This window comes from Streptomyces sp. NPDC002092 (assembly GCF_053593775.1).
On sequence record NZ_JBSFDG010000001.1, the window covers coordinates 483,744 to 496,846 of the forward strand.

Annotated in this window: 13 protein-coding genes; 9 read left to right on the forward strand and 4 right to left on the reverse strand. The window is 72.3% G+C overall.

Annotation, left to right across the window (positions count from 1 at the left end):
* The first annotated feature begins 89 nt into the window (after positions 1–89).
* On the forward strand, positions 90–2,018 hold the full coding sequence (locus tag ACWCRD_RS02175; protein WP_450964040.1) for a DUF5107 domain-containing protein: 1,929 nt from the start codon (positions 90–92) through the stop codon (positions 2,016–2,018).
* A 123-nt stretch (positions 2,019–2,141) separates the two neighbouring features.
* Here ACWCRD_RS02175 and ACWCRD_RS02180 read toward each other — a convergent pair whose 3' ends face one another.
* Together ACWCRD_RS02180 and ACWCRD_RS02185 are read right to left on the reverse strand one after the other, a co-directional pair.
* On the reverse strand, positions 2,142–2,489 hold the full coding sequence (locus ACWCRD_RS02180) for a VOC family protein (RefSeq protein WP_450964041.1): 348 nt from the start codon (positions 2,487–2,489) through the stop codon (positions 2,142–2,144).
* A gap of 92 nt (positions 2,490–2,581) precedes the next feature.
* Positions 2,582–3,130 (reverse strand): hemerythrin domain-containing protein, encoded by a 549-nt coding sequence (locus tag ACWCRD_RS02185; RefSeq protein WP_450964042.1) that lies wholly within the window; start codon positions 3,128–3,130, stop codon positions 2,582–2,584.
* A 147-nt stretch (positions 3,131–3,277) separates the two neighbouring features.
* Between ACWCRD_RS02185 and ACWCRD_RS02190 the strand changes: the two genes are divergently transcribed.
* The gene (locus ACWCRD_RS02190) at positions 3,278–3,820 is read left to right on the forward strand and encodes a phage holin family protein (RefSeq protein ID WP_450964043.1); all 543 of its coding nucleotides are present in this window, start codon (positions 3,278–3,280) and stop codon (positions 3,818–3,820) included.
* Between the two features lie 3 nt (positions 3,821–3,823).
* Positions 3,824–4,864 carry an SDR family oxidoreductase gene (locus ACWCRD_RS02195; protein ID WP_450964044.1) on the forward strand — a complete coding sequence of 347 codons (1,041 nt, stop codon included), beginning with the start codon at positions 3,824–3,826 and terminating at the stop codon, positions 4,862–4,864.
* A 4-nt stretch (positions 4,865–4,868) separates the two neighbouring features.
* Here the strand turns inward: ACWCRD_RS02195 and ACWCRD_RS02200 are convergent, their stop codons facing one another.
* Positions 4,869–5,960 (reverse strand): enolase C-terminal domain-like protein, encoded by a 1,092-nt coding sequence (locus tag ACWCRD_RS02200; RefSeq protein ID WP_450964045.1) that lies wholly within the window; start codon positions 5,958–5,960, stop codon positions 4,869–4,871.
* 10 nt (positions 5,961–5,970) lie between these two features.
* Positions 5,971–6,930 carry an LLM class F420-dependent oxidoreductase gene (locus tag ACWCRD_RS02205; RefSeq protein ID WP_450964046.1) on the reverse strand — a complete coding sequence of 320 codons (960 nt, stop codon included), beginning with the start codon at positions 6,928–6,930 and terminating at the stop codon, positions 5,971–5,973.
* Between the two features lie 149 nt (positions 6,931–7,079).
* Here ACWCRD_RS02205 and ACWCRD_RS02210 point away from each other — a divergent pair, with 149 nt between their 5' ends.
* Genes ACWCRD_RS02210 through ACWCRD_RS02235 form a run of 6 tightly spaced genes read left to right on the forward strand, consistent with a single transcriptional unit; the run spans position 7,080 to position 13,101 of the window.
* Positions 7,080–8,684 (forward strand): FAD-dependent oxidoreductase, encoded by a 1,605-nt coding sequence (locus ACWCRD_RS02210; RefSeq protein WP_450964047.1) that lies wholly within the window; start codon positions 7,080–7,082, stop codon positions 8,682–8,684.
* Positions 8,681–10,537: a transketolase gene (locus tag ACWCRD_RS02215; RefSeq protein ID WP_450964048.1), complete on the forward strand. Its 1,857-nt coding sequence runs from the start codon at positions 8,681–8,683 to the stop codon at positions 10,535–10,537. Before ACWCRD_RS02210 ends, ACWCRD_RS02215 begins: the two co-directional genes overlap by 4 nt.
* Entirely contained in the window at positions 10,534–11,466 is a 933-nt protein-coding gene (ligD, locus tag ACWCRD_RS02220; protein WP_450964049.1) for a non-homologous end-joining DNA ligase, read from the forward strand. The genes ACWCRD_RS02215 and ligD overlap by 4 nt, the downstream gene beginning before the upstream one ends.
* A 45-nt stretch (positions 11,467–11,511) precedes the next feature.
* A complete protein-coding gene (locus tag ACWCRD_RS02225; protein ID WP_450964050.1) occupies positions 11,512–11,856 on the forward strand; it encodes a gas vesicle protein GvpO in 345 nt (114 codons plus the stop codon).
* Positions 11,857–11,899: 43 nt separating this feature from the next.
* Positions 11,900–12,334: a gas vesicle structural protein GvpA gene (locus tag ACWCRD_RS02230; protein ID WP_450964051.1), complete on the forward strand. Its 435-nt coding sequence runs from the start codon at positions 11,900–11,902 to the stop codon at positions 12,332–12,334.
* The gene (locus tag ACWCRD_RS02235; protein ID WP_450964052.1) at positions 12,331–13,101 is read left to right on the forward strand and encodes a GvpL/GvpF family gas vesicle protein; all 771 of its coding nucleotides are present in this window, start codon (positions 12,331–12,333) and stop codon (positions 13,099–13,101) included. Before ACWCRD_RS02230 ends, ACWCRD_RS02235 begins: the two co-directional genes overlap by 4 nt.
* Positions 13,102–13,103 lie beyond the last annotated feature (2 nt).

Below are 13,103 nucleotides of genomic sequence, written 5' to 3' on the forward strand. Positions count from 1 at the left end.
GCCCCGCGCCCCTGCGGGGCGCTTCAAGCCTCCCTTTGCGGAATCCTGACCGGTAGGGCCCCTGGCCGGTTCACCGGTGAGCGGCTTCCATGGTGATCGTGACGACCATCCGACGTGAGGTACTGACGTTGCCCGCCGCGGAGTTGGGGCCGGACAATCCGCTGCCCCCGTTGCGGCTGCTGCACGAGGTTCACCGCATCGAGGACCGGGACCGGGACGAGCTGCCGCGGGAGATGGCCCGGCAGGCCGGCTACGGGCCCTTGCGCAGTCTGCTGCCGGTGCGGGTCCGGGACGGGTACGGGCGGGCGCGTGAACCCCGCGAGTTCGACGCCCTCGTGATCGAGAACGGCCGGCTGCGCGCCACCGTGCTGCCCGGGCTCGGCGGCCGTGTCGCCTCCCTCCTGCACAAGCCGACCGGCCGTGAACTCCTGTACCGCAACCCGGTGTTCCAGCCCGCCGACTTCGCCCTCAACGGCGCCTGGTACTCCGGTGGCATCGAATGGAACATCGGCGCCACCGGCCACACCACTCTCTCCTGTTCACCACTGCACGCCGCCCGCGTCCCCGCCCCCGACGGCGGCGAGATGCTCCGGCTGTGGGAGTGGGAGCGGCTGCGCGACCTGCCCTTCCAGGTCGACCTGTGGCTGCCGGAGGACTCCGACTTCCTGTACGTCGGCGTGCGCATCCGCAACCCGCACGAGCGGCCCGTGCCGGTCTACTGGTGGTCCGACATCGCCGTACCGGAGGAGCACCGGGTACTGGCGCCCGCGGCGGAGGCGTGGCAGTTCGGCCACGACCGGCGCCTGCGGAAGGTGCCCGCACCGTCGTGCGACGAGGTGCAGCAACTTCCTTACGCCACCGACTACTTCTACGACCTGCCCGATGAGCAGCGGCGCTGGATCGCCGCGCTGGACGAGGACGGGCACGGTCTGGTGCAGACCTCCACCGACCTGCTGCGCGGGCGCAAGCTGTTCGTCTGGGGGAAGGGGCCCGGCGGACGCCGCTGGCAACGATGGCTCACCGAACCCGGCACGGGCGGCTACTCGGAGATCCAGGCCGGGCTCGCCCGCACCCAGCTGGAGCATGTACGGCTGGAACCGGAGAGCGAGGTGTCGTGGCTGGAGGCCTACGGCCCGCTGAGCTCCCCGGAGGCCGCCGGTGAAGTGGAGGCGCGTCTCGAAGCCGCCCTCCCGCGCGCCGACCTCGACGCCGCCCACGCAGCCTGGAAGCCGCACGCCGACAGCGAGCCCGGTGAGATCCTCGCCGTCGGCTCCGGATGGGGCGCGCTCGAAGTGCTGCGCGCCGACTGGAAGCTGCCCGGCACGCCCTTCGACGAGGCCATGCTCGGCGAGGCCCAGGAGCCCTGGCTGCAACTGCTGCGGACCGGTGCCTTCCCCGAGCCGCGCCGAGTACGGCCCCCTGGGGAGACGCTGGTCGCCCCGCACTGGCGGGACATGCTGGAGACCGCGCCTGCCACCCCGCTCACCGAGTACCACCTCGGCGTCGCCCAGTGGCACGCCGGCGACCGGGCGCAGGCGGTGCGCAGCTGGGAGCGGGCCCTCGAACTCGCCCCGTCGCTCTGGCCGTTGCTGCGCTGTCTCGCCGTCGCCGATCAGGAGAGCGGCAACCACGAACGGGCCGCGGACCGGTACGCCGACGCCTTCGACGACCTGTGCCACGAGCGGCGCGACGGCGGGGAACGGTGGACGGCGGCCACGGCCGCGCTGGGCCGCGAGGCGATCGAGGCCCTGCTCGCCGTACGCCGCACCGCGCAGGCACGAGGCGTCTGGGAGCGACTGCACCCCGCCACCCGGGAGCGCGGCCGGTTCCGGCTGATCGAGGCGGGGCTGCTGCTCGCGGAGGGGCGGCGGGAGGAGGCCCTGGACGTCTTCCGGGCGGGCTTCGAGGCCGCCGACCTGCGGGAGGGAGCGGAGGCGATCAGCCGCCTGTGGTCGAGACTGACCGACGAACCGCTCCCGGCCCACTACGACTTCCGTATGCGGCCGCCGGAAGCGTAGGGCCTGTACGGCGGATCAGCTCGGCGTCGCGGGCCCTGGCACGCGACGCCGAGCGACGCTCGGGGAGGGCACAAGGCGCAGCTCCCTGCAGCCGACCTGATCCGCCGGACAGGCCCTGGGCACCTACACGTTGCGGTCCACGTACTCGTACACCATGCCGTCCGGGTGCATCGCGATCAGGTTGCGGCCCCCGGGCGTCGGCACCGGGCCCGCGACGATGTGTGCGCCGAGCCCGGTGAGCACCCGGTGGGTCTCCTCGACGTCCTTGACGGCGATCGTGGCGGAGATCTTGCGCAGCACGTCCAACTCGGCCGCGGGACCGCTCATCAGCAGGAAGCAGCCGACCGCGGCCACCTGGACGCCGCCGCGTTCGAAGCGCTGGGCTCTGCCGCCCGCCAGCCGTTCGTAGAAGGGGACCGCGGTCTCCAGGTCGTCGACGCAGATGCGCAGCGTGGCTCCCAGAATGTCCATGCGGAAAGCCTAGTTGGGGCGGCCGGGCGAGGAGATCACTTCCGATCGTTTTCGGGAGATCGTCCTCGGCCCGGCCGCCCCGGGGGCGTGGATCAGCCCATCGCCTTGCGTACGACGTCACGCGTGCGGTCGATGACGGCCGCGACCGGGCCCACCGCCACGTTCTTCAGGGCGGTGTCGGTGCCCGGGTGCGGACGCGTGGGGGCCAGCGCCTCGGCCGCCTGCACGGCGCGGGCCAGGGTCTCCAGCCTGTCGCGGTCGGCGACCCGGCTGAAGTGGGCGAACTCGTACCTCTCCTCGTTGTCGGCGTGGGCGAGCACGTCCTGGCGCAGGGCCGCGAACTGGTCCAGGAACTCGGGCGAGTCCGGATCCATGTCGTCCAGCCGGGACAGGGCCGCCTTGGCCTTCTCCTCCTCCTCGATCCGGTCCTTGACGACCAGCTCGCCGCCGTCGATGTGCTTGCGGGCGAAGGGATGGACGACCTCTTCCTCGGCCGTCTCGTGCACCGCGAGCAGCCGGACGAGGTCGTGGAAGTGCCGCTTTCGGTCCGCGCCCTTGGTGTTCGCCACCTCGTCGAACAGTTCTCGGATCCGGGTGTGCTGCCCCTTGAGCAGCTCCACCACATCGGTGCGCTCGGTCATCCTGCAACTCCTGTAAAGGGGTCTGTGAGGGTTTTGGTCATGCGGTCGTGCGAGCGGGCCGGGTACCCGGCGGCCTCGGGCTGACGCACCGCTTTCCGGCCGTGACGGACCGCGTTATCCGTACGCCCGTACGGGTACTCGGCGGCCATGGAAGGCTTGGATCATCTGGAGCACTTGGACAGGCACCTGGTCGACGAGCTGGCGCAGGTGGCGCGCGAGACCGTGCGCGACGAACTGCGCGAACAGACTCGCAAGCAGCGGCGTAGGGCGATGCTGTACGCCGTGTCCGGAGCCGTCGCCCTGTACGCGGGCGCGGCCCTCGCGCTCACCATCGGACTGGCCCTCGCGATCGGCCTGCCCGACTGGGCCGCCGCACTGATCACCGCGGTGATCCTCGGCGTCGTCGCCTACGTCCTGCGTGGCATGGCCCGCCCCACCGCGTCCGGGGCCACGCCGGAGCGGGAGGCGGAGCTGGCCGCCGCGGGCCAGGGCGACCCCGTCGTGGGCGGCCGTGCGCCCGCCGCGCCGCCGAGCGGCCTCGGAGCGCCGTATCCGCCGATGCCGCCGGTCGCACCGGGCGGTCTGGGCGGGGCCGCGGGCGCGCCCGTCGCGGGCGAACCGGGCGGTTCGGGCACGCCGGCGCCGCGCCAGGACGACATCGATCCCGAGCAGCCGCACCACAGGGGGTGACTCATGGTCCGCAAGCGGTGGGGCGTGCCTGTGCCGGGGGGCCGTAGAGCCGTCGTCGTGACCGGGGCCAGCGGCGGCGTGGGCAGGGCCACGGCCCTGGCCTTCGCCGCCCGGGGCGACCGGGTCGCCCTGCTGGCCCGCGGACGTGAGGGCCTCGCCGCGGCCGCCGACGAGGTGCAGCGCGCCGGGGGTGAAGCGCTCGTCGTCGCCGTCGACATGGCCGACGCCAAGGCGGTCGACGACGCCGCCCAGCAGGTCGTCGACACGTTCGGGCACATCGACGTGTGGGTCAACAACGCCTTCGCCGGGGTGTTCGCGCCGTTCACCGAGATCACCCCCGACGAGTTCCGCCGGGTGACCGAAGTGACGTATCTGGGCTGTGTGTTCGGCACCCGGGCCGCGCTGCACCACATGCTGCCGCGCGACCGCGGCACGATCGTGCAGGTCGGCTCCGCCCTCGCGTACCGCGGGATTCCGCTGCAGTCGGCGTACTGCGGGGCCAAGCACGCGATCCAGGGGTTCAACGAGTCCCTGCGCTGCGAGCTGCTGCACAGCGGCAGCGGGGTCCGTACGACGATGGTGCAGATGCCGGCCCTCAACACCCCGCAGTTCGACTGGGTGTTGAGCCGCATGCCGGGGCGGGCCCGGCCGGTGGCGCCGGTGTTCCAGCCGGAGGTCGCGGCCCGCGCGATCGTGCACGCCGCCTCGCACGGGCGACGGCGCGAGTACTGGGTCGGAAGCTCCACGGCGGCCACCCTGATCGCCAACGCGGTGGTTCCCGGACTGCTCGACCGCTATCTCGCCCGCACCGGCTTCGACGCCCAGCAGGACGAGGGCGAGCACGGCGAACTCGGCAACCTGTGGGCCCCGGCGGACGGAGCGCACGGACGGGACTTCGGGGCGCACGGGCGGTTCGACGAGGAGTCCCGCCCGGACAGTGCGCAGGAGTGGATCTCCCGGAACCGCGGCCGGGTGGGGACGGCGCTCACCGTCGGCGCCGGCGCCCTGGCCGCACGGAAGCTGACCCGGCTCGCCCGCCGTTAGGGCATCAGCCGACCCGGTACTCCTCCACCTCGTCGGTCCGCAGGGTCAGCCCGTGGCCCTGGCCGGACGTCGGGCGCACCGTGCCCCCCATGGGGTCCAGCGCGCCGTCGAAGAACATGTCCTCGATGCGTACGTGGTCGTGGAACCACTCCATGTGGCGCAGGTTGGGCAGCGAGGCGGCCGCCGCGGCGTGGGCGTGCGGGGCGCAGTGGGTGGAGACCTCGAGGCCGTGGGCCTGGGCGAGCGCGGCGGCGCGCAGGAACTCCGTGATGCCGCCGCAGCGCGTCGCGTCGATCTGCAGGCAGTCGACCGAGCCGGCCGCGATCATGCGGGCGAAGTAGGGCAAGTCGTAACCGTACTCGCCGGCCGTCACATCGCACACCAGCGCGTCACGGACCAGGCGCAGACCCGTCAGGTCGTCCGAGGAGACCGGCTCCTCGAACCAGCCGACGCCGTGCTCGGCGAGGGCGCGGCCGACGCGGACGGCCTGTTTGCGGGTGTAGGCGCCGTTCGCGTCGACGTACAACTCGGCGTCGGGACCGATCACTTGGCGAGCCGCGTGGACACGGGCCAGGTCCCGTGGGACCGCCCTGCCCCAGCTCTCCCCGATCTTGATCTTCACGCGCGGGATGTGCTGTCCGTGCACCCAGCCGTTCAGCTGCGCGGCCAGATGCGTGTCGTGGTACGTCGTGAAGCCGCCGCTGCCGTACACCGGGACCCGCTCGCGGCACACGCCGAGCAGCCGGGCCAGCGGGAGTTCGAGGAGGCGGGCCTTGAGGTCCCACAGGGCGATGTCCACAGCGGAGATCGCGCCCGCGGCGATCCCGGGGCGGCCCGCGTTGCGGACGGAGCGGCACATCGCGTCGTGCACGGAGGGGATGTCGAGGGCTGAGCGGCCCTCGACCAGCGGGGCGAGCTGGTCGCGTACGAAATCGCCGACCGTCGGCGGGCCGTACGTCCAGCCCGTTCCCGTCTCGTCGCCCGTCGTCACCTCGGCGATCACCATGGTCGTGGAGTCCCAGGCCAGCGTGCCGTCGGCCTCGGGGGCGTCGGTCGGCACCGTGTAGACGGAGACGACGGGGCGGTGGAGTTTCATTGTGGTTCCTTCACCCCTGCTGCAGCTGCGGCAGGACCTTCGTGCGGTAGAAGTCGAAGAACCCGCGCTGGTCGGGGCCGATCTGGTTGACGTAGACCCGGTCGAAGCCCGCGTCGGCGAAGGCCTGCAGGGCCGAGACGTGTTCGTCGACGTCGTCCCCGCACACCGCCTTCTCACGCACCATCTCCTCGGTCACCAGCGGCGCCAGCTGCTCGAAGTCGCTCGGCGAGGGCAGGATCTGGCCCATCTCGCCCGGCAGGAACTGGTTGAACCACCGCTGGTGCACCGTGCGTACGGCCTCGTCGCGGTCGGTGCCGTAGCAGAGCTTGGTGCCGCCGATCACCGGCTTGCCGCCGCCACCGCCCTTGCGGAACTGCTCGACCATCGAGGCGTCCGGCATCATCGTGATGTAGCCGTCGCCGATCCGTCCCGCGAGCTGCGTCGCGGCCGGGCCGAAGCCGGAGATGTCGATCGGGACGGGCTCGTCGGGGACCGTGTACAGGCGGGCGTTCTCCACCGTGTAGTGGGTGCCGTGGTGGCTGACCTCCTCGCCGGTGAACAGGCGGCGCATGATCTGCACGGCCTCCTCCAGCATCTCCATGCGGATGTGCGCGGGCGGCCAGACGTGCCCGAGGATGTGCTCGTTCAGGGCCTCACCGGTGCCCACCCCGAGCCGGAAGCGGCCGTTCAGCATCACCGCCGAGGTCGCCGCGGCCTGTGCGACCACCGCCGGGTGGATGCGCACGGTGGGGCAGGTGACCGCCGTCTCGACCGGCAGCGACACCGCCTCCGAGAGCGCGCCGATCACGGACCACACGAACGGGCTCTGGCCCTGTGCGTCGTTCCACGGGTGGTAATGGTCCGAGATCCACAGCGACCGGAATCCGGCCTGCTCCGCCATCCTCGCCTGTTCGACGAGTTCCGCGGGACCGAACTCCTCGCACGAGAGGAAGTAGCCGTACTCGGGCATGGGGGACACCTCCGGGAGGCACTGGGCGACGGGGCCGGTCCGCTCCGGGTACCCGGCGCCCGCAGCGGAAACCGGTGGACGTTTGGGGGCCTTGGCCAGGGGGACGCGGAAGGCTCCGCACGACGTACGCGACAGCGCCGGAGGCGAACGTGAGTCGACCCCGCATCGTGATCGTCGGTGCCGGTTTCGCCGGGTACCGGACGGCCCGCATCCTGTCCCGGCTGATGCGGCACAAGGCCGACGTCACCCTGCTGAACCCCACCGACTACTTCCTGTACCTGCCCCTGCTGCCCCAGGTCGCCGCGGGGATCCTGGAACCCCGCCGGGTGTCCGTGTCCCTCTCGGGCACCCTGCCGCACGTCCGGCTGGTCCTCGGCGAGGCCGGCTCCGTCGACCTCGACGGGCAGCGGGTGCACTACACCGACCCGGAGGGCGAGGCCGGCACGCTGGAGTACGACCGGCTGGTGCTCGCCGTCGGCAGCGTCAACAAGCTGCTGCCCATCCCGGGCGTGGCCGAGTACGCGCACGGCTTCCGGGGGCTGCCCGAGGCGCTGTATCTGCGCGACCACGTCACCCGGCAGGTGGAACTCGCCGCCGCCGCGGACGACCCGAAGAGCTGCGCCGCGCGGTGCACCTTCGTGGTGGTGGGCGCCGGATACACCGGCACCGAGGTCGCCGCGCACGGGCAGATGTACACCGACGCACAGGTGCGCAAGCACCCGCTGCGGCAGGGGATACGCCCTCGCTGGATGCTGCTCGACATCGCACCGCGCGTCCTGCCCGAGATGGACGAACGGCTCTCGCACACCGCCGACCGGGTGCTCCGCGAGCGGGGCGTCGACGTGCGCATGGGGACCTCGGTGAAGGAGGCCACGCCGGGCGGGGTCCTGCTGACCGACGGCGAGTTCGTCGACACCCGCACGCTGGTGTGGTGTGTCGGCGTACGGCCCGATCCGCTCGTCGAGTCCACCGGGCAGCCGCTGGAACGCGGCCGGCTCCTCGTCGACCCGCACCTCCAAGTGCCGGGCCGGCCGGAGGTGTTCGCGTGCGGTGACGCGGCCGCGGTGCCGGACCTCAACAACCCGGGGTCGTACACGCCGATGACGGCGCAGCACGCCTGGCGGCACGGCAAGGTCGCGGCGCAGAACGTCGCCGCGTCCCTGGGGGCGGGTGAACGGCGGGCCTACCGCCACCGCGACCTGGGTTTCGTCGTGGACCTGGGCGGCACGAAGGCCGCCGCCAACCCGCTCGGCGTCCCTCTGCCCGGCCCGCTGGCCGGAGCGGTCACCCGCGGCTACCACCTCGCCGCCATGCCCGGCAACCGCGTCCGCGTGGCCGCGGACTGGCTCCTGGACGCCGTACTCCCACGCCAGGCAGTCCAGTTGGGCCTCGTCCGCTCCTGGTCGGTCCCCCTGGACACGTCCTCACCGGAACTGGCCCGAGTACCGGGCCGACCGGAACCCCGGGGGGCCGCCGCAGCCGCCTCGGGCCCGGGCGCGGCCACAGAGGCCGACACGACCGGGCAGGACGCCCCGGCGCCGGGGCAGCCCACCGGGCCCGCGAGGAACGAACCGGGCGGTGAGCCCGCGAAGAACCAGCCAGGCGGTGAGCCCGCCAAGAACCAACCGGGCGTCGCGCCTGCCGAGAACCAGCCGGGTGGTGTGCCCGCGAAGAAGCGGCCCGGGGGCGAGGCGGCCGAAGCCCCGGGCCCCGTGAAGCGACATTCCGACAGCCCCGCGGAAGGAGACTCATGAATACCGACGAACTCGTCGAACTCGCCCAGCAGTTGCGGGTGGACAGTGTGCGTGCAGCCGACGCCGCGGGGTCCGGGCACCCGACGTCCTCGATGTCCGCCGCGGAGCTGATGGCCGTACTGTTCGCGCACCACTTCCGCTACGACTTCGACCGGCCCGCCCACCCCGGAAACGACCGTTTCGTGCTGTCCAAGGGGCACGCCTCGCCCCTTCTCTACGCCGTCTACAAGGCGGCCGGAGCCATCGAGGACGGCGAGCTGCTCACCTTCCGCAAGCTGGGCAGCCGCCTCGAGGGGCATCCGACGCCACGCAGGCTGCCGTGGATCGAGACGGCCACCGGGTCGCTCGGCCAGGGGCTGCCCGTCGGGGTCGGCATCGCGCTGGCCGGAAAGCGGCTGGACCGGGGCGGATACCGGGTGTGGGTGCTGTGCGGGGACAGCGAGCTGGCCGAGGGGTCCATCTGGGAGGCCGCCGAGCACGCGGCGTACGAGCATCTGGACAACCTCACCGCGATCGTCGACGTGAACCGGCTGGGCCAGCGGGGGCCGACCCGGCACGGACACGACCTCGACGCCTACGCCCGCCGCTTCCAGGCCTTCGGCTGGCACACCATCGAGGTGGACGGGCACGACGTCGATGCCGTCGACCGCGCGTACGGCGAGGCGCTCTCGACCACCGGGCAGCCGACCGTGATCCTTGCCCGCACCCTCAAGGGCAAGGGCGTCAGCGCCGCCCAGGACCGGGAGGGACTGCACGGCAAGCCGATCAAAAACGCCGACGAGGCGATCGCCGAACTCGGCGGCCTCCGCGACCTGCGGGTGTACGTCCACGAGCCGACCGCCACCCGCATGCTGCACGCCGTGCGCGCCGGGCACCTCGAACTGCCCCGCTGGGAGAAGGGCACCCCCGAGAAGGGGGTCGCCACTCGCGACGCCTACGGTCAGGCGCTCACCGCCCTCGGCACCGGGCGCGGCGACATCGTGGCCCTCGACGGCGAGGTCGGCGACTCCACCAAGACCGAGCTCTTCGCCAAGGAACACCCCGACCGGTACTTCGAGTGCTACATCGCCGAACAGCAGATGGTCGCCGCCGCGGTGGGGCTCGCGTCCCGCGGCTGGGTGCCGTACGCCGCCACGTTCGCGGCCTTCCTGACCCGCGCGTACGACTTCATCCGCATGGCGTCCGTCAGCGGCGCCGGCATCAACCTCGTCGGCTCCCACGCGGGCGTCGCCATCGGCCAGGACGGCCCGTCCCAGATGGGCCTGGAGGACCTGGCGATGATGCGGGCGGTGCACGGCTCGACCGTGCTGTACCCGTGCGACGCCAACCAGACCGCGCAGCTCGTCGCCGCGATGGCCGGCTGCGAGGGCGTCCGGTATCTGCGCACCTCGCGCGGGGCGAGCCAGGTGATCTACGGCCCCGACGAGGAGTTCCCCATCGGCGGCAGCAAGGTGCTGCGCTCCTCCCCGAACGACCGGCTGACCCTCGTCGCGGCCGGCGTCACCGTGCCCGAGGCGCTGGCCGCCGCCGACGCGCTGGACCGGGACGGCATCCAGGCCCGCGTCATCGACCTCTACTCGGTCAAGCCCGTCGACCGGCCCACCCTGCGCCGCGCCGCCGAGGACACCGGCTGCCTGGTCACCGTGGAGGACCACCACGAGGAGGGCGGCCTCGGCGACGCCGTCCTGGACGCCTTCCTCGACGGGCGGCCGGTACCGCGGCTGGTGCGCCTGGCCGTCCGTACGATGCCGGGCTCAGCCGCCCCGGACCAGCAGCTGCACGCCGCGGGCATCGACGCCGAGTCGATCGCGGCGGCCGGGAAGCTGCTGGTGGAGGAGGCGGTCGTGCGGTGAGCGGCGACGTACGCACGGTGCGTGCCGGGCGCCGCACCGTGGAGGTCCACCGGGCCGACAAGGTGCTGTTCCCCGGCAACGGCGACGGCCGTGCGAAGGAGTACACCAAGGGCGATCTCGTCGACTACTACCGGTCCGCCGCCCCGCTCATGCTGCCCCATCTGCGCGGCCGCCCGCTGATGCTGGAACGCCATCCGGACGGCCTGGACGGCCCGCGTTTCATGCAGAAGAACACCCCCGACAACTATCCGGAGTGGATCAGCCGCATCGAGGTGCCCAAGGAGGGCGGCACCGTCTGCCACACCGTGTGCGACGACTTGGCCACCCTCCTCTACCTGGCCGACCAGGCCAGCCTCACCCTGCACCGCTGGCTGTCCCGGGTCGGCCACCTCCAACGGCCCGACCGGATGGTCTTCGACCTGGACCCGGCCGGTGACGACTTCGCTGCGGTGCGCGAGGCGGCCGCGCTGCTCGGGGAACTCCTCGACGAGCTGCAGCTCCCCTCGGCACTGATGACCACCGGCTCGCGCGGACTGCACGTCGTCGTGCCGCTGAACGGCCGGCACGACTTCGACGAGGTCCGCGAGTTCGCCCGCGACGTCGCCGACACCCTCGCCGGGGCCCACCCCGACCGGCTCACCACCGCCGCCCGCAAGAAGGAGCGCGGCGACCGCCTCTACCTCGACGTGGGCCGCAATGCCTACGCGCAGACCGCGGTCGCGCCCCTCACCGTGCGCGCCCTCCCCGGCGCCCCCGTGGCCACCCCGATCACCTGGGACCAGCTGGACGACCCGGACCTGAGCGCCCGCCGCTGGACCATCGCCGACGCCGTCGAGCAGGCCCGCACCGATCCCTGGGCCGGGATCATGAGCCGCGGCCGTGCCCTGGGGCCGGCGCGGCGCAGGCTCGACGCGTTGCGTGGCTCCTGAAGGTTTGGCCAGCGCTATTGCGGCCACCCGGTCGCAGAGGTGGCCATGGCTGACACAAAAGACACCAGAGATTCGCAGAGTCCACGAAACAGCGACAAAGAGAGTACGGCGGACAAGCGGCCGAACCCCATGGAGGTGCTGCGCGAGGCGCGCATGCAGCTCGCGGAGCTGACCGGCATGTCTGTCGAGACCGTCTCGTCCTTCGAACAGACTGAGGACGGCTGGTCCCTGGAGGTCGAGGTCCTCGAACTGGCCCGCGTGCCGGACACGATGAGCCTGATGGCGAGCTATCAGGTCGATCTGGACCCCGAGGGACGACTCACCGGCTACCGGCGCGTCCGCCGCTACGAACGCGGGCGGGCCGATGCACACAGGTCCGGCGGCCGCTAGGCCGCCTTCACGGAACTTACCCAGAAAAGGAGGCGCGGTCGGCATGACCGTTGTCCCGGCACAGCAGAGCGGCGGCGGAGGCGGCTCCAGTGGCCTTTATGACGTTCTGGAGCTCGTCCTCGACAGGGGTCTCGTGATCGACGCGTTCGTGCGGGTCTCCCTGGTCGGCATCGAGATCCTCAAGATCGACGTACGTGTCGTGGTGGCGAGCGTCGACACGTATCTGCGCTTCGCCGAGGCGTGCAACCGCCTCGACCTGGAAGCAGGACCGCGCAAGGACCCCGGTCTGCCCGACCTCGTCGGCGAGATCACCGAGTCCGGCGCGCGCGGCAAGTCCAAAGGTGCGCTCTCCGGAGCGGCGGAGACCATATCCGACGCCTTCCAGCAGGCACGTGGCGAGGGCCGCGAGCGGGAGACCGAGTCCCGTCCGCGCACCCGCAAGACCACGTCCTCGCGCAGGAAGGAGGAGCAGGAGTGAGCACGTACGTATACGGCATCACCGCGAGTTCACACCCCGCGCTCCCCGAGGACCTGACCGGTGTCGGCGACCCGCCCCGCCCGGTCCGCGTCCTTCAGGAGGGTGATCTGGCGGCCGTCGTGAGCGACGCCCCCGAGGGCCTGCGGCCCAAGCGCAAGGACCTGCTCGCCCACCAGAGCGTGCTCGCCGAGGCGGGCGCGGCGGGCCCGGTGCTGCCCATGCGGTTCGGCAGCGTGGCCCCGGACGACGACACGGTCACCGGCGTGCTCGCCGAACGCGCCGAGCACTACAAGGAGCGCTTGCGCGCCCTCGACGGCAAGGTCGAGTACAACGTCAAGGCCACGCACCACGAAGACGCCGTTTTGCACCGCGTGATGTCCGAGAACCCGGAGATCCGCGCCATGAGCGAGGCCAACCGGAAGGCGGGCGGCGGCAGTTACGAGCAGCGGCTCAGGCTCGGCGAGATGGTCGTCGCCGCGGTCAAGGCCCGGGAGGCCGAGGACGCGGCCGAGCTGCAGAGCGCCCTGGAACCGGCGGCCGCCGCCGTGAGCGCGGGCCCCGAGTCCACCGGCTGGCTGCTCAACGTCTCGTTCCTCGTGGAGCGTGACTCCGCCGAGTCGTTCCTGGCGGAGGTGGAGCAGATCCGCAAGAGCCATCCGCACATCGAGCTGCGCGTCAACGGCCCGCTGCCGCCGTACAGCTTCGTCGAGCCCGGTCCCGCCGAGCACGCGGGCAGCTCCGCCGGCCCGGGCAGCGCTCAGGAGTGAGG

What these genes read in the sequence shown, in the direction of transcription:
- ACWCRD_RS02205 (WP_450964046.1), bottom strand. Translation starts at nt 6,930, where the DNA reads ATGCCCGAGTACGGCTACTTCCTCTCGTGCGAGGAGTTCGGTCCCGCG.
- ACWCRD_RS02215 (WP_450964048.1), top strand. Translation starts at nt 8,681, where the DNA reads ATGAATACCGACGAACTCGTCGAACTCGCCCAGCAGTTGCGGGTGGAC.
- ACWCRD_RS02225 (WP_450964050.1), top strand. Translation starts at nt 11,512, where the DNA reads ATGGCTGACACAAAAGACACCAGAGATTCGCAGAGTCCACGAAACAGC.
- ACWCRD_RS02190 (WP_450964043.1), top strand. Translation starts at nt 3,278, where the DNA reads ATGGAAGGCTTGGATCATCTGGAGCACTTGGACAGGCACCTGGTCGAC.
- ACWCRD_RS02230 (WP_450964051.1), top strand. Translation starts at nt 11,900, where the DNA reads ATGACCGTTGTCCCGGCACAGCAGAGCGGCGGCGGAGGCGGCTCCAGT.
- ACWCRD_RS02175 (WP_450964040.1), top strand. Translation starts at nt 90, where the DNA reads ATGGTGATCGTGACGACCATCCGACGTGAGGTACTGACGTTGCCCGCC.
- ACWCRD_RS02200 (WP_450964045.1), bottom strand. Translation starts at nt 5,960, where the DNA reads ATGAAACTCCACCGCCCCGTCGTCTCCGTCTACACGGTGCCGACCGAC.
- ACWCRD_RS02185 (WP_450964042.1), bottom strand. Translation starts at nt 3,130, where the DNA reads ATGACCGAGCGCACCGATGTGGTGGAGCTGCTCAAGGGGCAGCACACC.
- ACWCRD_RS02180 (WP_450964041.1), bottom strand. Translation starts at nt 2,489, where the DNA reads ATGGACATTCTGGGAGCCACGCTGCGCATCTGCGTCGACGACCTGGAG.
- ACWCRD_RS02195 (WP_450964044.1), top strand. Translation starts at nt 3,824, where the DNA reads ATGGTCCGCAAGCGGTGGGGCGTGCCTGTGCCGGGGGGCCGTAGAGCC.